The organism is Allorhodopirellula solitaria (genome assembly GCF_007859855.1).
Lineage (GTDB): Bacteria > Planctomycetota > Planctomycetia > Pirellulales > Pirellulaceae > Rhodopirellula > Rhodopirellula solitaria.
Genome location: NZ_SJPK01000005.1, coordinates 98,773 through 116,788, shown reverse-complemented (window position 1 = coordinate 116,788; position 18,016 = coordinate 98,773). Strand labels below are relative to the sequence as shown.

12 protein-coding genes are annotated in these 18,016 nt (G+C 60.4%); 3 read left to right on the top strand and 9 right to left on the bottom strand.

The window, feature by feature from the left end; all coding sequences use genetic code 11:
* Positions 1-2,226 carry a hypothetical protein gene (locus CA85_RS11730; protein ID WP_146391535.1) on the bottom strand — a complete coding sequence of 742 codons (2,226 nt, stop codon included), beginning with the start codon at positions 2,224-2,226 and terminating at the stop codon, positions 1-3.
* Positions 2,227-2,283: 57 nt separating this feature from the next.
* Between CA85_RS11730 and mnmG the strand changes: the two genes are divergently transcribed.
* Complete coding sequence (mnmG, locus tag CA85_RS11725) at positions 2,284-4,176, top strand: tRNA uridine-5-carboxymethylaminomethyl(34) synthesis enzyme MnmG (protein ID WP_146391534.1); 1,893 nt, start codon at positions 2,284-2,286, stop codon at positions 4,174-4,176.
* Between the two features lie 117 nt (positions 4,177-4,293).
* Here the strand turns inward: mnmG and CA85_RS11720 are convergent, their stop codons facing one another.
* The 5 genes from CA85_RS11720 to CA85_RS11700 all read right to left on the bottom strand — a co-directional run bounded on the left by CA85_RS11720 (position 4,294) and on the right by CA85_RS11700 (position 10,180).
* Entirely contained in the window at positions 4,294-5,142 is an 849-nt protein-coding gene (locus CA85_RS11720) for a sugar phosphate isomerase/epimerase family protein (protein ID WP_146391533.1), read from the bottom strand.
* 171 nt (positions 5,143-5,313) lie between these two features.
* A complete protein-coding gene (gene acpS / locus CA85_RS11715; protein ID WP_146391532.1) occupies positions 5,314-5,703 on the bottom strand; it encodes a holo-ACP synthase in 390 nt (129 codons plus the stop codon).
* Between the two features lie 4 nt (positions 5,704-5,707).
* Positions 5,708-6,670: a tryptophan--tRNA ligase gene (trpS, locus tag CA85_RS11710; RefSeq protein ID WP_146391531.1), complete on the bottom strand. Its 963-nt coding sequence runs from the start codon at positions 6,668-6,670 to the stop codon at positions 5,708-5,710.
* A gap of 177 nt (positions 6,671-6,847) precedes the next feature.
* Positions 6,848-8,461, bottom strand: a complete 1,614-nt coding sequence (locus CA85_RS11705; RefSeq protein ID WP_146391530.1) for an amidophosphoribosyltransferase — start codon at positions 8,459-8,461, stop codon at positions 6,848-6,850.
* A gap of 102 nt (positions 8,462-8,563) precedes the next feature.
* The gene (locus CA85_RS11700) at positions 8,564-10,180 is read right to left on the bottom strand and encodes a sodium/glutamate symporter family protein (RefSeq protein WP_246112718.1); all 1,617 of its coding nucleotides are present in this window, start codon (positions 10,178-10,180) and stop codon (positions 8,564-8,566) included.
* A gap of 372 nt (positions 10,181-10,552) precedes the next feature.
* Between CA85_RS11700 and CA85_RS11695 the strand changes: the two genes are divergently transcribed.
* Complete coding sequence (locus CA85_RS11695; protein ID WP_146391529.1) at positions 10,553-13,645, top strand: CHAT domain-containing protein; 3,093 nt, start codon at positions 10,553-10,555, stop codon at positions 13,643-13,645.
* 52 nt (positions 13,646-13,697) lie between these two features.
* On the opposite strand, the gene CA85_RS11690 is transcribed toward CA85_RS11695, so the two are convergent.
* The 3 genes from CA85_RS11690 to CA85_RS11680 form a co-directional block, all read right to left on the bottom strand.
* Positions 13,698-14,393 (bottom strand): glycosyltransferase family 25 protein, encoded by a 696-nt coding sequence (locus tag CA85_RS11690; RefSeq protein WP_146391528.1) that lies wholly within the window; start codon positions 14,391-14,393, stop codon positions 13,698-13,700.
* A 37-nt stretch (positions 14,394-14,430) separates the two neighbouring features.
* On the bottom strand, positions 14,431-15,804 hold the full coding sequence (locus CA85_RS11685; protein WP_146391527.1) for a glycosyltransferase: 1,374 nt from the start codon (positions 15,802-15,804) through the stop codon (positions 14,431-14,433).
* Positions 15,805-15,871: 67 nt separating this feature from the next.
* Entirely contained in the window at positions 15,872-16,339 is a 468-nt protein-coding gene (locus CA85_RS11680) for a hypothetical protein (protein ID WP_246112717.1), read from the bottom strand.
* Positions 16,340-16,432: 93 nt separating this feature from the next.
* Between CA85_RS11680 and CA85_RS11675 the strand changes: the two genes are divergently transcribed.
* Entirely contained in the window at positions 16,433-17,629 is a 1,197-nt protein-coding gene (locus CA85_RS11675; protein ID WP_146391526.1) for a C1 family peptidase, read from the top strand.
* Positions 17,630-18,016: the final 387 nt, after the last annotated feature.

Genomic DNA, 18,016 nt, shown 5'->3' with positions numbered 1-18,016 from the left:
TTACCGGCCTGGAATTGCACGGAAGGAGCGAATTCGAGCACGGGGTGCTAAGCCCTGTGTGTCGATCGGCTCTTCGAGCACATAACTGCCAACATTGTTCGCTTGATCAAGGGCGTCGATTCGTAGGTAGATTTCGCGGGGCAACTGTGGGTCAGCGGGCCAGACATAATCGCCTGTATTGCGAAGTCCGGCGGCGATGGTCGTCCACGGGCCGCTCACCGAATCACTGAAGGACAGCGTGATCGGGCGGGAGACGAGGTAGTCGTCCTCGCAGTGAAAAGTGATCACGAGTGAACCGGCGCGGTCGCCGGTGCCGTACTTCGCACCCGAGATTCCGGTTTCCGGAAGCGTCTCATCAACAACCACGACAATATCGGGTGCATCACCCGGCAAGGGCCGTGGACTCGAAAGGCCATTGGTAGCGACAACGACGATCTGGAATCCAAAGATGCCCTCGCCGCTGGTCTCGATGTCGAAGGGGCTGAGCTTGTCAGGATCGCTCCCCCACTTCTTCCAGGCTTGTCCGCCATCGGTCGTGCCATAGAGTTCGATCTCCTCGACACCGCGACCACCGATCGCTTCGATCTCATAGTCGAGGCTAAATTGATGACTTTCGCTGTGGCGAACGACGGCGCGACGAGACAAGAGATCGAGGTCGAGCGGGGTGTCAGTGACGGGCTCGCGACGCGAGACCGTCGGGGCGCGTTCTTGCTCGCGAAATTCGCCGGGCTGGACCGGACGCATGTTGGGCTCGCTACTGAAGGAGCGGCTCGGATTCTTGGACCGCCGCGGATCCAGCGGAGTCCAGGGTGACGCAGCGTCGTCGGCGTCGGCGGCTTCGGCTGGTGTCGGTTCGTCGGCGCGTGTCGGGGCGGCGGGCGTCTGGTCGGGCTTGTCGATGCTCGCCTCCGGCGGTGCCGGTTGGTTGAGCTGCGTGGGTGCGGGACGCTCTGCAGCCGGCAATGGGATCGATTCGGTGAAGAACGGTGTTTCCGGTTGGGCGCCGCCGGTGGGCGGCTGGGCGCCGCTGGCGACAGGTCTGCGGTTCGGCGCTGGCGGTGGCGCCATCGACGGTGAGGACTTCGACGGTGAGGGAGCACTTGGCGGCGCCATGTTCGGCGAATTCGCGGGCGCCTCGAGTGGCCGCATGGCCTGCATCGGCGTTTCCGGTTTTCCCTGTGGCGTTTGCAGTGTTTCAGCCGCCGCTGGTGACTCGGGGCCTGCTGGCAAGGACTCGATGGTGGGGGCCGAGCGGCCGAAATCGTTGCTGATTTGGTCCGCAGTCGATGGGGGCGGCAAGACGGGCGAATTCCCCGCGAGCGTCGAGGTCGGCGACTGGTTCGGCTGCCCAAAATTCGGGTAGCCTGGCGGCGTCCCCGCGACATTGCCGAGCCCGAAGGCGTTGCCAAAACCCAGTGGTCCCGATGCCAACCGCGTTTTGCCCGCGGTGGCGATGCGGGGTTTTTCGATGCGGTCTTTGACCACGACGGTTTCGTTGCCCGCACCGTCAATTACCCGCAAACGCAGTGATAGCTGACGCCAAGGTTCGGCGGGTTCGAATGCGAACTCACCTCCTTGTTCCGTCCGTTGGACGGTGATCGAACGCCATTTCTGAGAGGTGTCAGTCGCGTAGTAGGCGGTCATCGTCGATGCTTCGGTGGCGTCATGGACCGAAAACGTCGCCGTCATCTTGCCGTCCGCATCTGCCTCGGCGTCCAATTCGACTACCGGGTTGGTGGTATCGACGACCACCTTCAACTCCGCTTCGATAGGGCCCGACGGATGGGGATGGCCGCTCGCATCGATGGTGCGGATCGCGAACCAAAATGTGCCATCGGGGGTTTCGGAAACCTGAAACTGACGGGCACTCGGTGGCTGTCGATCGAGCAGTTGCCATTTTTTGCCAGAGCCGGGTGACGCAGAGGTGCCCTCTCCCCGAACGGCATCACCGGACAGCTTGTCGCTCACCATCATGCCATTGGGCGACTCTTCATCGGCAGCCGAGGCCATGTACAGGTAGACTTCTCGGGGCGGGGCCCCGTCGGCGCCGATATTGAACGGGATTAAAAACGATCCCGATCCCAAAATAACGTCTGGCACCGTCTGCGCCGCAGCGCAAGGGGCGGCTGCTGAGACAACCACCAACAGGGCAACCAGGACCGCGCCTCGACTCAATCGCAGTATTTGATTTGCAGTTCCTGGATTTCGGTGCTGTTCAAATCGCATGGTTTGGTCAAAATCAGGGAATTACGGGCGCTCGATGCGTTGCTCGAAGAATACACCTTGTCTGCCATATCGGCATTTCCTCCCAGCGGACTTCAACTTTTGAATCGCGACTCATTTCAAAATCGTTATGACTATGACGTTGTCGTCATTGGGGCTGGCCATGCCGGCACCGAAGCGGCTGCGGCCTCCGCACGCTTGGGGGCACGCACCGCCCTGCTGACGACGAATCTCGACACCGTGGGCCAGATGTCCTGCAATCCTGCGATCGGCGGGGTGGCCAAGGGGCAGATCGTTCGTGAGGTCGATGCCCTTGGTGGATTGATGGGACAGGCTATCGATGCCACCGCGATCCAGTTTCGCATGCTTAACCGCCGCAAAGGCCCCGCCATGCACAGCCCCCGAGCGCAGGCGGACAAGAAGTCCTATCAAAATCACATCAAATGGCAGATCGAATCTCAGCCCAATCTCGATCTTCGCCAAGAGACCGTCGAGGATCTGCTGACCGAGCCCTCCGATAGCAAGGATCCGCAAGAATCGGCGACCCAGCGCGTCGTCGGCGTGAAGGTGCGCGGTGACGCGGTCTACCTCGCGAAGACGGTGATCTTGACCACAGGCACATTTCTTCAAGCGATCATGCACACCGGCGAGGCCCAGAGTGCGGGTGGTCGGGCCGGTGAGGGTACCACGGCCGGTATCAGTGGTGCCCTGCACCGACTGAACTTTGAGCTCGATCGATTCAAAACCGGTACCCCGCCGCGGCTCAACGCCCGCACGATCGACTTCAGCCAAATCGAAGTCCAACCTGGTGACGACGAGCCGCAGCCGTTCAGTTTCCTCACATCAGAGATCACGACCTCCCAGATGCCATGTCATATCGCCCACACCAATGAGGCGGTGCATGACTTGATCCGAGAAAATTTGACGCGGGCTCCGATGTACAGCGGCCAAATCGATTCGCAGGGTCCGAGGTACTGTCCCTCGATTGAAGACAAAGTGGTTCGCTTTGCTGACAAATCGAGTCATCAGCTGTTCCTTGAACCCGAGGGGCGGCAAACGCAAGAGGTCTACGTCAACGGGATTTCCACCAGCCTGCCGCGCGACGTCCAAGACGCCATGTTTCGCTTGATCCCCGGCCTCGAGAAAGCGTCGATCATGCGTTACGGGTACGCGGTCGAATACGATTTCTGTCCCCCCACCCAACTCTGGCCGCATCTCGAATCCAAAAGCGTCGCGGGACTATTTCTCGCAGGCCAAATCAACGGCACGACCGGATATGAGGAAGCCGCGGGGCAAGGTCTCATCGCGGGGCTCAATGCCGCCCGCACCGTGGCTGGACAATCCACATGGGTACCGGCAAGGCAAGACGCCTATCTCGGGGTGCTCGTCGACGATTTGGTGACGATGGGAACCGACGAACCCTATCGAATGTTTACCAGTCGGGCTGAGTATCGCTTGTTGCTGAGGCAAGACAACGCCGATCGTCGTTTGACGGCCCAGGCCGATCAGCTCGGTTTGATCGATGCACCGCGCCGCGACCGCTTGGCTGAAAAACTCGAACAGATCCGGATTGGCCGCGAACTCCTCGCAGCGGCGCGGATCGAGAAAAGCCCGGCCGACGTCTACCTGCGACGCCCTGAAGTGACATGGCCCATGATGTGCGAATTGGTACCCGAACTGAACCAAATCGCTCCCGATGCGGCTGAGCAATGCTGCATCGATATCAAGTACGCTGGCTATCTCGACCGGCAGCAAATGGACGTCGACAAACAGCAGCGGATGAGCGAGAAACGGATCCCCGTCTCGTTTGACTACAACCGCATCGGGTCGCTGCGAACCGAGGCACGCGAGAAACTCACGAAGGTGCGCCCGCTCAACCTTGCCCAAGCTAAACGGATCAGTGGGATCACGCCCGCTGATCTCGCCTTGGTTCTGGCGCACCTGGAGCACTGAGTGATGGCTGGATTGCTCTCGCGTTGTTCGGCCGCCAATTGCTCACCGCTCGATGCGGCAACGCAGTGAAGCATTATTTCTCGGGAAAACAACGCGGGCATCCCGCCCGCATTCACCTCAACCGTTGCGTTTGGCGACTTCCGATTTCATGAACGCCAAACCGTCTTTGGCGAGGGTCATTTCGTCAGTGAACATCCGCCGCCAAATCTTGGTCGCCGCGGCGATTTCAGGCAGTGCCAAGCCGAAGGCTTCGATCACCATCCATCCGTCGTATCCACTGCCGGCGATCGCATCAAAGTTCTCTTTCCAATTGATTCCACCGGTGCCTGGCGTGCTGCGGTCGTTCTCGCTGATATGAACGTGGAAAAGCTTTTCCCCACCGGCGTTGATGGCATCCGTCACACTCTTCTCTTCGATGTTGCTGTGGAACGTATCGTACATGATCCCACAAGCCGGATGATCGACCTCCCGCACAAATCGAGTCGAGTCGGCGTGTGTGTTGAGGAAATAGCACTCGAACCGGTTGAGCGCTTCGACTCCCAACCGAACGCCCACCGAACCGGCGTGTTCGGCTGTCGCCCGCATCGATTCGACGCCCCATGTCCACTCATCTTCGGTCGGTCCGTTGCCACTGAACACGCCGATCGCAGAGTGATAAGGACCGACGATCGTCTCTACGCCTGCGGCGGCGGCGCAATCGAGAGCCCGCTTGTTTCCGTCAACGCCTCGTTGCCGAACGGCGGGATCTGGGGAAATCGGGTTGTCTTCCTCATTACGGATCATCACCCCGGTGCGCCTCAGCCCGATCGAGTCGAGCTGATTGCCCAGTGCAGCATAATCCAGGTCGAGGTTGAACATCGGCAACTCCACGCCGTCGAAACCAGCCGCTTTGAGCTGCTCGCAGACCGGCAGCAACTCGTCGGTGACTTCGCCCGACCACAACAACAGATTCATGCCATACTTCATTGAATTTTTTCAACCTTCACTCAGGGGAGGAAACGGGAGACTTTCGAACTTTGCCCCGACTAGCTTACCTTAGTGAGAACCTGCGGGCCACTGATGGTCCAGCGGGGAGCCAATCTGGCGAGGGCGTCATGGCGGCTCCTTTTCAGCGGCCCGGCCTCCGCGAATTGATCGCTAGGGCGTGTCATCCTGCCACAAGATGACATAGGCGATCGCTTGCGAGCGGCATCCACCGAGGCTGACGTGGATCGTGTCGACCCCCGCCTCGAGGGCGCGTTCATGGGCGATTCCCGACAGTGAGATGGCGGGGCCGCACGTCGGCCGCGATTGGATCTCAATCTCGGTCCAGCGGACGCCTTTGCGGTGACAGTGCAGCGCCTTGTATACCGCTTGTTTCGCAGCCCAGCGACGAGCGAAATGGCTGGTCGCATCGGGGAGTTGGGCGCAGTGGTCGATTTCCGAGGGCGTGTAGACCCGTTCGAGAAACTGTTCGCCGTGCTGTTGGATCATCTGTGCGATCCGAGCACACTGCACAATTTCGGTACCGACCGCCACAATCGCCATGGGGTCACCGCAGCCCGGCTGCCGAGCGTGCCCGGTCGAGCACGCCACCGGCGACCTCGCGGGCTCGAGCCGCACCAGCAGCGAGGATGTCCCGGACCGTATCGAGATCCTGAGCCAGTTCTTCGCGTCGCTCTCGGGCGGGAGCGAAGTAGGCTTCGCTGGCCTCGGCGACCGCTTTCTTGACCTCACCATAACCGAAGCCGCCGGCCCGATACTTCTCCGCCATCGCGGCGATCTCGTCAGGCGATGCGAATAATTGGTAGAGATCGAAAAGGTGGTCGCCGACGGGATCCTTGGGCTCGTCGACAGGACGGCTGTCGGTCACGATCCGCATGATCTGCTTGCGGATTTTCTTCACGTCGCCAAATAGCGGCAGGGTATTGTCGTAGCTCTTGCTCATTTTCTGGCCATCGGTCCCCGGCACCCGGGCCCCTACGTCGAGTGTCTTGGCTTTGGGCAAGACAAACGTTTCACCGAAGGTGTGATGAAAACTTCCCGCGAGGTCGCGGCAAACCTCAATGTGCTGGACTTGGTCGGCACCCACGGGAACGATTTGGGAATCGTAGGCGAGGATATCGGCAGCCATCAGCACGGGGTAAGTGAACAATCCAGCGTCCGCGTTGAGCCCCTTCTCCTTCTTGTCCTTGTAGGCATGGCAGCGTTCGAGCAATCCCATTGGGGTGCCCGTCATCAACAGCCATGTCAGCTCGGTGACCTCCGGAATGTGCGACTGCACAAACAACGTCGCTTGGTTCGGGTCGAGGCCGAGAGCGAGCAGATCTAGGGCGATGTCGAGGGTGTTGGCACGCAGTTGGTCGGCGCTGCGAACGGTCGTCAATGCATGCAGATCGGCGATGAAATAGAACCCATCATTGGATTCCTGCAAGTCGATGTATTGGCGGATGGCACCAAAGTAATTCCCCCAGTGAAGTTGACCGGTGGGCTGGATGCCAGAGAGTACACGCATGGAGCTGGTCGAGAAAGAAAGTGGGGGTCGGTTGAAATGAATGGTGCAAGTACCGTAGTGGACGAGGCGACGAGTCCTCTCGCAAGTACCGTAGTGGACGAGGCGACGAGTCCCGTCGATTCGCGTGATCGTTCGCCCTGCTGGGACTCGTCGCCTCGTCCACTACGCAACGGTTCCTTAAGTGACGCCGACGGCGTGGGCGAGTTGTTCGTAGGTGCGTTGGTTATCGATCCGTGAACCGCGGTTGTCACAGGCGATCTGGTACAGGTGTTGACCGATTGGTGTCGGGTACTTGCCCGTCACACAGGCCTGGCAGAGTTGGCTTTGCGGCAGGTCGATCGCGCGGGCGAGTGCTTCAACGGGCAGGTATTGTAGCGAATCGGCACCGAGATCGTCGGCGAGTCGCTGTTGCGACTCCTCGGTCAACTCACCATCGAGTGAAAAATACTTCGGCGCGATCAGTTGGTCGATCGTGCTCATGTCGATGCCGTAGAAACAGGGGGCAACGATGGGCGGGCAGGCCACGCGGACATGAATTTCCTTGGCTCCACCGACATCTCGGATACGGTCGAGCAGCGCGTTCATGGTCGTGCTGCGGACGATCGAATCTTCGACGAGAATGACTCGTTTCCCCTTGAGTACTTCTCTCAGCGGGGTGTACTTGGCCGCTGCCTTGGCCTTCCGGGCTCGCCCACCTTCGATGAAAGTACGGCCGGCGTAGCGATTACGAATCAAACCTTCCCGGCAGGGAATTGATAGCTCGTAGGCCATCGAATCGGCGGCGGCCTTGCTCGTGTCGGGGACAGGGACAATGATCGTGTCGGGGTCGTCCAACGGGATGCGGCCGAGGGCCCGTTCGGCGGTAGCGAGTTCCCGGCCGAGGTTGGTTCGTGTCAGGTAAACACTGCGATCATCCAGGGTGCTGGCCACGTTGGCGAAATAGACCCATTCGAAGAAGCAGTGCTTGGGTTCCTGCGGAGGAGCGAACTGTTCCATTCGGAAGCCGGTTTCCGGATCGACGATGATGGCGTGTCCCGGCGGTAGCGATTTGATCTGGTCCGCTTCGAAACCCAGGTTCAGCAAGGCCACACTTTCGCTCGCCGCTGCAAACAAGGGTCCTTCGTGGATGTAGCACATGGGTTTGTTGCCCATCGGATCGCGGGCCACGATCATTTCGCCTTCGGCCGTGAGCAGTGCGAGCGAATAGGCGCCGTCGAATCCAGCCGTTGCTTGACGCAGTACGTCGATCCATTCTAGCCGCCCATGGTTCGCCGACAGCAACCGAGCAAATTCGTGCAAGAAGATTTCAGTGTCGGTGTCGAGCGTCAGGTGATGGTCACCGTCGGCAAGCAGTTTTTGCTTGAGCAACGAGTAATTAGCCAGTTGCCCGTTGAAACAGAAACTGAACCACTTTCGTTTATGGATGTGCTTTCGCTCAAACGGCTGCGCGTAATTGCGGTCATCTTTCCCGCAGGTGGCGTAGCGGACGTGGCCAATCGCGGCGCGACCGGCTAGCGATTTCATCAGGTTTTCCGCCTTGGCCCGGTGGTTCAGACGAAACACCTCCGTGACGGTACCGACATCGCGGCGGGTTTTGAGTAGCCCTGGCCGATCGGGATCAAAGGTGCTCATCCCAGCGGCGAGTTGGCCGCGGTTTTGGATGTCGAGCAACATCCGCGGCAGCAGACGCGAGATGCGTCGCGGGCCATCGTCGGTGCAGATGGGACTGCGCCCGCGTCCGGAGAGATGATAAATCGCGGCGACGCCACACTCGTGGTTCAGTTCGGCCATGAAAATCGTGTTCGCAAAAAAAGCGGATGGCTGACGGTTCGATAACAGCCCCTTGAGTTTACCGGCATCGCGAGAGAACGCAATTCAAGGACCCGTCCCAGGCTACCTATTTTCGGCTACCGTCCCATTTGGTGACCGGGTTCTAGCGTTTGCGGATGCCGCAGCGGCTGTAATTCGTGATTTCCAGCTCACCCCCCAAGTCACTAGGCCGATCAACACCGCGGTCACGGCGAGCGCGGAGAAACCGATCGGGACGCGTTCCAAGACCAGCAGCGGTAAGCCGACCGTGATCATACCGCCGCCGATGAAAGGAGCTGAAAGCGGGGCAGCCAACGCATATTGCTTCGCCGCGGGTGTCTCTAAGTCCGGATCGACGACGCGTAGGAGAACGAATCCCGTGGCGGTTGTTCCCGTCGACATCCCGAAGTTGATCAGCCCGAGCTCGAACCAATGCCCCGCTGGCAGAATCTTTCGCGAAAGCACCAAGAGGCAGAACGTGGACCAGATCGCACCGCCCAAAAAGAGACCGAACAGGGGCACCCAAAGAGCCGCCACGACGGCCAGGTTGAGGGTGGCTACAGCAGCGACGACGAGCAAATCCATGCTCGATCCCACCAAACGCTGGATGCGTTGATGATCGATCCAGTGTTCACCCACCGCCGCGATCACGCAAAACCGGACGACCGCGCCGCCGAATAACGTGTAGATGAATAGTGGGAAGGAACCGACCACCGATCCGACCCGCAATCGGTCACGCAGAATATCCTCGCCCGCAGTCTCGCCGCGATCGGGGGCAAACCAGCCCGCGGCATCGACCGTCGCTGCCAATTGGTCGACCGCGTACTGCATGGCCAAGCCAAGGACAAAGGCCAGCATCAGCCAGAGCAACTGCAGCAGCAATGGATCGATGGCATCGGAGGGAGGGCGAGGACAGCCCTCGTCTATGGAGTTGTCCTCGGCGGCGCCCCTGGCCACCGCATCGTTGAGATTTCCAGCGTCGGCCGGCAACTCGGCCGCTGCGTTGCCGACCGTGTTCGCGTGTGCCGATGCGGGGGCCAACCATCCGCAGCGGACTCCCACCTCGATCCAGAAAATTCCCGAAACCAATCCGTAGATCAATCCCGAGGTCGCCATCAGCACTCCCAGGTCCAGTCCATTGTCCATCCCGATCGAGGGGTGGGCCAATACCGTGCCCATGGCCGCTGCGGTGCCGTGGCCCCCGGCAAAGCCAGTTTCGATCAACATGCCCGCTGACGCAGGCAGTGAATACTGCGGACCAATCCACCACCACACCAAGAGCAGCCCAATCGCTGTTTGGCCGACGACGATGATCCACACCATCAATGCTTCGCGGGCGACGGGCGAGAATCCCTTGGAATCGTCAGACACGCTGTTTCTCGGCTCGTCCTCCCTCCGTGCAGGGGATCGGCTCAGCAGCATGCCGGCAAAAACTACCGCGATCAACCAAGCCGGCCATTGCCGCAGGTTGGCGATGGAGTCGCGAAAAAACGATTCCACGCCGGCAGGAGTAGTCCCCGCGGCTGCGGGGGAAGACGCATCACTCCAAAATAGCCACACCATGCACTGAAAAACGACCAAGCCGATCGTTCCGGCAAGCAGCGAGGCAGGAATTCTCGCGGCAGCGAAAAGGCGAAAACGCGTGCGCAAGGCCACACCGAGGCACAGCAACACGGCGGTGATGATGACAGCGCCTAGCATGACTCCAGGGCAAAATTGAGTGCGGAAGGTGGGGCGGGTGAAGTAAGTCGTTCCATCACAATCACTTGAAAACGGCATCACCTCCCGGGCGAGGACCCTCGCCTCGGGCTGAGCGACAGCGTCGATTCTAACCCTTGAGCGGTTCGCTCGCGACGCAGGGTGGTCGGTTTGCGGACGGTTTGCCGATCGGGCCAATAGGACCGCTATCTCCCGCCCAGTCGGAACTACCTGCGGCCCGCATGCGTCCGTATTATCAAAGGATCATTCGTACCGCGTTGTTCCAACGGGTAGAGTGAAGCATGGTCGCAGCCTTTTTGGGGACGCCCGCGCCAGCGACCTGGACCCTCATTCCTCATCTATCGCCGGAATCTCATGCACCGAAATCTCCTCACCCTGCTGTTGGCGTGGTCGATCGTCGTGGCAGCCAGTGCAGCTCGGAGCCCCACCGCCACGGCTCAGAGCCGCATGGGGACAGATCCGATGATCACGTACTATCAAGCCCTGCAGGCGTATCGTGACGGTGACATCTCCAACGCAATTCGCGGCTTTGAGATGGCCGAGCGAGGCACACGCACCGATCCCAGCGGCAAATGGATCGACGCGATCCCGGCCCGGGTCATGCTGGCGGAGTGTTATTGGCAACTCGGTCACCTGCCCGCCTGTCGCGCCAACTTGGATGCCGCCAGCGGGATCGCGATCCGCAATCGTGGTTGGATCGGCAGCGTGGATTTCTCCGCGTTGAACGTGGCAGCACAGGCTGCCTCAACGGGGAATTTGTGGCCGGGGGTGGCAGCGGTTCAGATTTTGCCGGTGCCATCGAAACTGCCGCTGCATGTTGGGCAACCCGTTACCGAACAATCCTTGGCGGCAGGTGGAGTCATCCAGCCGCCGAATATCAAGAGTATCGACGTCGTCGAAATCATGCGTTGTCTGGCGATCGCCTCGCATCGCCGGCGCGTTCTGCTCGGCCCGCTCTCGGCCGATGATAGCGTTGGCAGCGAGTTGCTCGAAGCGACCAAACGGCCGACGGGATTGAACCATCGGTTGGCCGTGAGTTTGCTCCATACGATGCGCGGTTGCGAGTACTACGCCACCGGTGAAGGCAAGACCGCAGTCGACCGGGCGAACAACTATGCGTCGCCCGGTGGTGCCCACCCGCTCACACCGATCTCGATGTTATGTGCGTTAAAGGTTTCCTCCGGAGGCGACGACTTTGGGGAACTCAGCGATGAATCGCGAGGGGCACTCGTCAGCAACGCCCAGCAGATCGTCAATGCAGCGGCGGCGTTGAAACAGTATGAGTGGATCGGCGATGCCTTGCAGGTTGCCGTGGGGGTTGCCGACGACGTGCAGCTCGGCCAGATCGAACAGACCGCCGTGATGGCGGCGCGGACGCTCGTGCAGCGATCTCGGATGGCTTCGCTGCACTGCTACCTCGTCGCTGCCGATGCTGCGGTGTCTGCCGGTCGAGCCGGTCCGGCATCCGAACACCTGCAAGCCGCCCTGGCGCTCGCGGAACGGCGGGATGTGCAGTTGCCCCGGCTGCGAGCTTATGGAGGCTACCTCGGGGCTCGCATCGCGGCCAAGAACGGCCAATCGATCGGCGGCGCAGCGGGTGGTGAGATGGCATCGGCACTGAGCACGGCAACGAACTTCATGTTCCATTTGCAGAACCAACGCCGCCCGGTCGTCTCGATGCCTTTCCTCTACCAAACCGATATCGTGATGGCGAGTCTCGGTGGGAACGTTGGCAATCAATCCGCCAAGCGAGTGCTCAACGCTTATGCGGGGCCGATCGGTAACGCGATGTGGCGTCAAGATCCGCTCAATGCACTCGCGGCGATCTATTTCGATGACACCGCTCTCCACGCGGCGCTGTTGCGGATGGCGGTGCTGGAAAATGATGGTGCGGCCGTGCTGCAGCAGACCGATCAATTACTCGCCAAGCGGTTCACCTCCCAACTGCCTCTGCAAGGTCGCCAGTTGCAACTGCAGACTCTCGCGTCCTCCTCGACCGATTCATTGTGGCCGTCCGTTCGCCAGGCGATGGCGGCGCCTTCCCCGGCCATGACGCGATTGCGCGAGCTGACCCAGGCTTCGCTCGTCGCACCGGCGCCGCCTGCCGATCCCAATGCCGCCAATCCGGAAGCCGTCGCGGTGCGTGCTGCTGGGGATGCTCAAGTGATGGAGGCGTTGCTCAGTGACTTGTCCCTGAGCCGGGTCGGAGTGCCGGAGATCAACCCACCGCGTGTCGCCAGCACCGACGTGTCGGAGATCCCCGACGGCGTCGCCTTGTTGACCTTTGTCATCGACTCCGGCCGTATTCTGGTGACGGCCTCCCGGAGCGGGACGACACACTCGTGGGTGGTACCGGGAGCGAATCGATTGCCCGCCATGATCAGCCGTTTGCTGCAGGATATCGGCGCCGCTCAATCGCGCGGCAAACGCTTGCCCGAGGATGACGCGCGTTGGAAGGACACTGCCGCGAAAATGCGTCGTTACCTCTTGCCACCGAATTCCCAGTGGACCGAGGCGGGACTGGAGAAAATCATTGTGGTGCCCGATGGTCCCCTGTGGTACCTCCCCTTCGAACTGCTGCCGGCCACCGGTTTCGCCGAAGAGGAACCTGACGACGAGGGGGGCAGCGATGACTCGGAAGAGGATGATCAAGAGCAGCCGCCGGCAGACGAGGGAGACGCAGAGCCGCCTGCGCTATGGGCCGACGCAGTCGAACTGCAATATGCGCCGACACCGGGTCTCGCGCTGCGTCATGTCGCTGCGGCGACATCCGAAAACCGGATCGCGATGATCGTGGGAGACTTTTTCGCGATCCGCGATCGTCAGGCCAATGAATCCATCGTCAGCGAGATCATGCAACAGGCTCCTGATGCTCTGTTGAGCACGCTCGCGACGGCACCACCGACAGACCAGATCGGACTGGATATCGGGCACCTGATCGTTGCTTCGCCTGTCACACCGAATGTGAGTACACCGCTGGCCAGCCGGATCGTACCGACAGACAATTCGGCGGGCGGCGATCGCGATTCCCTACGCAGTTGGGTTCGTTTTCCCGCCAGCGGTCCGCGGTCAGTGTTCCTACCCGGCCTCCGCACCAGTGCCGCTACGGGAAAACTCGGCGATGGCAACGAACTGTTCTTTCCGATGATTGCTCTGCAAGCATCGGGGGTTCGTGAAGTGGGCCTGAGTCGCTGGGCAACCGGTGGTGCCTCGGCGGCGACGGTGGTGACGGAGGTGGTCAACGAAGTCCCTTACACCTCACTCTCCGCTGCGATTCGGCGCGGCACGATGATGCTGAGGCAATCCGAGCTGTCGATCTCGCGGGAACCGCTGCTCGGGAGAGCCGATAGCGAGACGGCCGAGCTCAGCGGCGACGAGCCACTCTTCTGGGCGACCTATTTGAGCAGCGGATCGCTCGAACTGCCACCGCCGAGTAAAGAGAATTGAAGGCGATAGGAGACAGTATCGATCGTCGCGGAAGCAGCCGTTGTTTTAAAGATTAGGCTTCGCGCGACTGCGGATTGTTCTCGTGCCAATAGATGTCGTCAAGGTCGTTCCTCACGCTCGGCAGATTGAAGTCGGGCATGGTCAGGGGCGGAGTGTGCTCGATCACATAACTGTCAATGCGATCTGTTTCATGGGCGAGTTGGAAATCAATGTCTTCGGTCAAAGGAGTCATGCGGTCGATGATCGGACGGTTGAGGATGTAGCTGTACGTCGACGGGGTTTCATCAGGGGCACATCGCACGAGATGCTGGTTGATGACACCCGCCGGATTCTTGGCGCTGCCTAGATTGTCGTTGTGGTAGGAGAGGTGGCAGACATCCCAGGCGACGTCGTCGGGGAATTCGATTCGATCTAAGTATGAGAAGAACTGTGGGTGAATCGTCGCATCGTCTTCGAAGATAATGATCGGCAGTTCAGACGGACCCCGCTTCATCAGATCCAAATGAGAGAGACCGCAGGCGGCGGAGCCCCACATATGCTGCAGGTCGGTTCGCCAGCGTCCCTGGAGGATTTCGGGCAGCCCGCGTTCACGGAATTGATCTCGTTCGGGCGTGCGGGCTTGCATGATCTCGACGTTGCGGAACCCGGCCAGAGCAAGATCCGTTTCAATGCGTCGTAGACGTTCTCGAGATCGCTCGTCCAACGTGCTGATCACGATGGCCGGCGTCTCTCTGTCGATGTTCTTCATGGGTCACGCTTGGAACGGATAGGAGACGTGGGGATTCTCAGGGAACGATCGCTAGCTGCGCCAGCGAGCGGGCGTTGCCGTGGGCCGCATAGACGGGCGTGCCGCTGCGACACGTGATCTGCCCGTTAGGCGAAACCTGTACCTCGCCGATGGGGCGATCGTGGACGCAGTAGTTCCATCCTTGGGCAACTTCTTGCCATCGCTCGGGGTCGCTATGGCAATACAGATTGAAGGCGGCCTGATCTCCCCAATCCGTCGTACCTCGCAGCTCGGCAGAGCTTCGCATGCGGGCCGCTTCCTCAAAATAACGCTGCATCGCAGCGGCCGTTCCGGCGCTAAACCCGCTGTTGAGGAACGGGTGATTGGAGAATAATTCGAATGCCCGCTTCCGCATGGTCGGGTCTTGGATCGAGTGCGTCCAGCCGACGATCGCGCCGTTGTGTGGATAGCCCAGCGGTTCACGGACAGCCAAAATTCGGTCGGGATATTCTTGAGTCAATTGCCAGAGCGGGTCCAGGTTCGCTTGGATGACGACGTCACTGGCGTCCCAGTAGGCGACCGATTGACCCGGCGGCAGAGCTGCGGTGATCTGGGCGAAGTCCGTCAAACGCCGCACGGGCGGCATCTGTCCGTTGGACACCCGGTGGATGAGGCGGAGGTTCTGGCAAGTCGCCAGCAAGCGCTGCTCGCTCGGATAGAGACCGTAACCGACAGCGATCACTTCTTGCTCATTGCCCGATGCTCGGAGCATCCGCAAGAACACGTCTCGAAAACGCTGGACATCGCGGCGATTGAAGGCGACGAGGATCTTCGCGTTCACGCTGGCCGACTCGCCCGAAGAGGTGGCCGCATCGTCCGCCGGCAATGGCGATCGGCAGCGATCCGATTTCTCAGGTTTCGCGAGATGCCTCGCCCGGGCATCGCTCAGGTACTCGATGCGGCCTCCGGCCCGGCGGATATCTTCGCAGCAACAAAGACATTCGCACTTGTTGACCGTCCATCGGAACGGAATTCTTTGCAGCGTCGTGCGGCGAAACAAGGTCGCCCCCATCGCCACGTGAGGTGACGAACCATGCCGGGCACGATCGCCGAGGTAATCGGCAGCGACGGCGGCAAAGTCGGGACGCGTCATCAATGCATGGTGCAATCGTGCGATGCAGTCGGGCGCCAAGATCACGTCATCATCGAGGAACATCACCCAGTCGCCCTGCGCTCGAGCGATGCCCTCGTTTCGAGCCCGTGCGATCGTCGCGATGCGATGAGCATCGTCGCTCCTGGGCGCGCCGACGAGCTGTTGCCATCGGACGCGGACTCCTCGTTGGCGACGCAGCGATTCCAGGACCGCGTCGGGCAGGTCGCCGTCGCAGCGTGTCAGGATGACAACATCGATCGTCGGTGGGTTAACACTCAAGGCAGTGGCTCGAAAGGGTGTTCACTCAAACGGGCAGGAAATCTGGCCGGGGAGGGGCAGTTCCCGTTCACCGGCAACCAGCCGAAACACCCTCCGGATGCATGCAGTAATGATCGACGCTGCGGTCGTCGGGAAGCGGCGGGTAGTACTGGGCACTCTCAGCGGCGGTCAAACCCGCCTCCATTTCCAAAATGGATTGAGCGAATTCACGGACATAGATGATGCCCGTGACCGTTCCCTTTTCGAGTAGGTCATAGGCTTTCTCGGCCAACACCTCGCCTTCCAACCACGTCCCCTGCTCAAGATCAACCTGATTGGTGTCATTGGGAATGAAAAGGGACGTCACATCGGGGGCGAAGAAGGAGCGTTTGATTACAAGCTTTGGTGACAGCCGCTGGGTGGCTGTAACGAAGACCGGTCCCTCACGGCTGTCATTACGGCTGAAGGAAATCTCCGCGAGATCGGGAAATCGCGGCGGAATGGAAACGGTACCCGATAGGTACATGGCGCGCATCTGTTGTTCCGTCTTGCTCACGTTGCGGTCCTTTGTGATAGGTTGTCAGGTGTGTATGTGTTCTTCCGGGCACCAAGGTACCCCCCCGGCGTTCCCGGTGCAACTTAATTGTCTATGACTGTGACAAAGCCAGCGACCGCCATCGAGCTGCCAGCTCATTTTGATCTGCGGGACTATCTGCCGACAGCAGGCGAGCAGGCTCAGGGTGATTGCGTGGCCTGGGCGATCGCGCACGTCGTCTATACCTGCCAAGTTGCCCAGGAGCGTCGCCAGCAACCCCTCGACTCCTGTGACCTCTTCAGTCCCGCATTTATCCGGGCCCAGCTCCGAGGTGACGACGATGGTCTTGCCGTCGCTCAGGCGATCGAGCTCGTCCAGCGACAAGGTTGTGCGACACGGGCGACGATGCCGTTGTCATCGTGTGAGGTCAGCCCAGAGGCAAGGCATGAAGCCAACCGTTTTCGGGCTCTGCGAAGCGAGCGGCTGACAAGCCTAGACCAGCTCAAAGCGGGCATCTGCGACGGTTGCCCGGTGGTGCTCGTCGTCCGGATGGGAGGCGACTTCCGCTGCGATGCAGTCAATGAGCATCCTTATCGATGGCAAAACGAAGCGGATCCGAGACCGGGCTATCATGCCGTGGCAGCGGTCGGGTTCGATGATCGGCAGGCTGCCGTTCTGCTGCTCAATTCATGGGGGACGCAGTGGAAAGACAACGGGTTTTGCTGGGCCGCCTACGCTAACTTCGACCGCATCGACGACGAAGCCTGGTGTGCCGAGGCCCATCGGATCGGTGTCAAACGCTCACTGCCCGCAACCCTGACGATGGCAACGGCCGATGGCGAACGTTCGCAGTTGAGGCCAATCCATCGCTTTCAACGGCGCGTCATCCGGCACGCCGCTGACGGCAAGGTCTATGAATCCGGCCAGCTGATCTCGCCGGATCAATGGGCATTCGATGACATCGCCTGCAACCAAACCCAGCTCTTTGCGCTCGGGCGCGACCAAACGGTGTACCGGATGAATGAATCGCCCAATGGCACGAGTTGGACGCAACTCGACCGCGGTCCAATCGCTGACAAAAAGGTGACCATGATCGCAGGCGATCGGCTGTCTGAGTTGTGGGCACTGACAGGCGACAAAAAACTGTTTCAGTATCAGGAGGCTAGCGAAGAATGGGGGTTGGCGGCATTGCCCGACCCGGCTGCCAAGCCGATCGATCTGCGAACACTCGCAAACCGGGTTCATGTGACGACTGATGATGGCAGAGGCTACCGGCATGATCCCGAGAACGGTTGGGCCGACGCCTTCTAGGCTGTAGGGCCGGTTCCCACCGACCGCATCCGGAAAATTCCTCGGCTAGCGTAAGCTCACCGAGGGTTGACCGTACTACTGGCGCGCAGCTTACGCAGGACATCACGGGCAACCGGATTATCTCTTTCCACGCCAACGTCCCCGCGGAGTTTGAGGCACATCCGCCGGAAGCGTGCGCCCGAGGTTTTCAAGGCATGGCTCCCGTATCGAAGGATTTCTTTGTGGGATGTGATTATCAATGTTAGACTGGCACTGCCGGGAGAAACCGAGCCGAGCTCTGCAGAGGTGCTGGCTTGGCAAGGGATATCTCGGTCGCCAGCGTTTCCCTGCAAAAGCGGTACGCCAATGGTGTTGTCGGTCCCTGGCGAGCGTTTGTTCGTCAGGGAC

Excerpts from the sequence above, each read along its gene's own strand:
- CA85_RS11700 (WP_246112718.1), bottom strand. The coding sequence starts at position 10,180 with ATGCTAGGCGCTGTCATCATCACCGCCGTGTTGCTGTGCCTCGGTGTG.
- acpS (WP_146391532.1), bottom strand. The coding sequence starts at position 5,703 with ATGGCGATTGTGGCGGTCGGTACCGAAATTGTGCAGTGTGCTCGGATC.
- CA85_RS11690 (WP_146391528.1), bottom strand. The coding sequence starts at position 14,393 with ATGAAGAACATCGACAGAGAGACGCCGGCCATCGTGATCAGCACGTTG.
- CA85_RS11720 (WP_146391533.1), bottom strand. The coding sequence starts at position 5,142 with ATGAAGTATGGCATGAATCTGTTGTTGTGGTCGGGCGAAGTCACCGAC.
- trpS (WP_146391531.1), bottom strand. The coding sequence starts at position 6,670 with ATGCGTGTACTCTCTGGCATCCAGCCCACCGGTCAACTTCACTGGGGG.
- CA85_RS11730 (WP_146391535.1), bottom strand. The coding sequence starts at position 2,226 with ATGCGATTTGAACAGCACCGAAATCCAGGAACTGCAAATCAAATACTG.
- CA85_RS11705 (WP_146391530.1), bottom strand. The coding sequence starts at position 8,461 with ATGGCCGAACTGAACCACGAGTGTGGCGTCGCCGCGATTTATCATCTC.
- CA85_RS11695 (WP_146391529.1), top strand. The coding sequence starts at position 10,553 with ATGCACCGAAATCTCCTCACCCTGCTGTTGGCGTGGTCGATCGTCGTG.
- CA85_RS11675 (WP_146391526.1), top strand. The coding sequence starts at position 16,433 with ATGACTGTGACAAAGCCAGCGACCGCCATCGAGCTGCCAGCTCATTTT.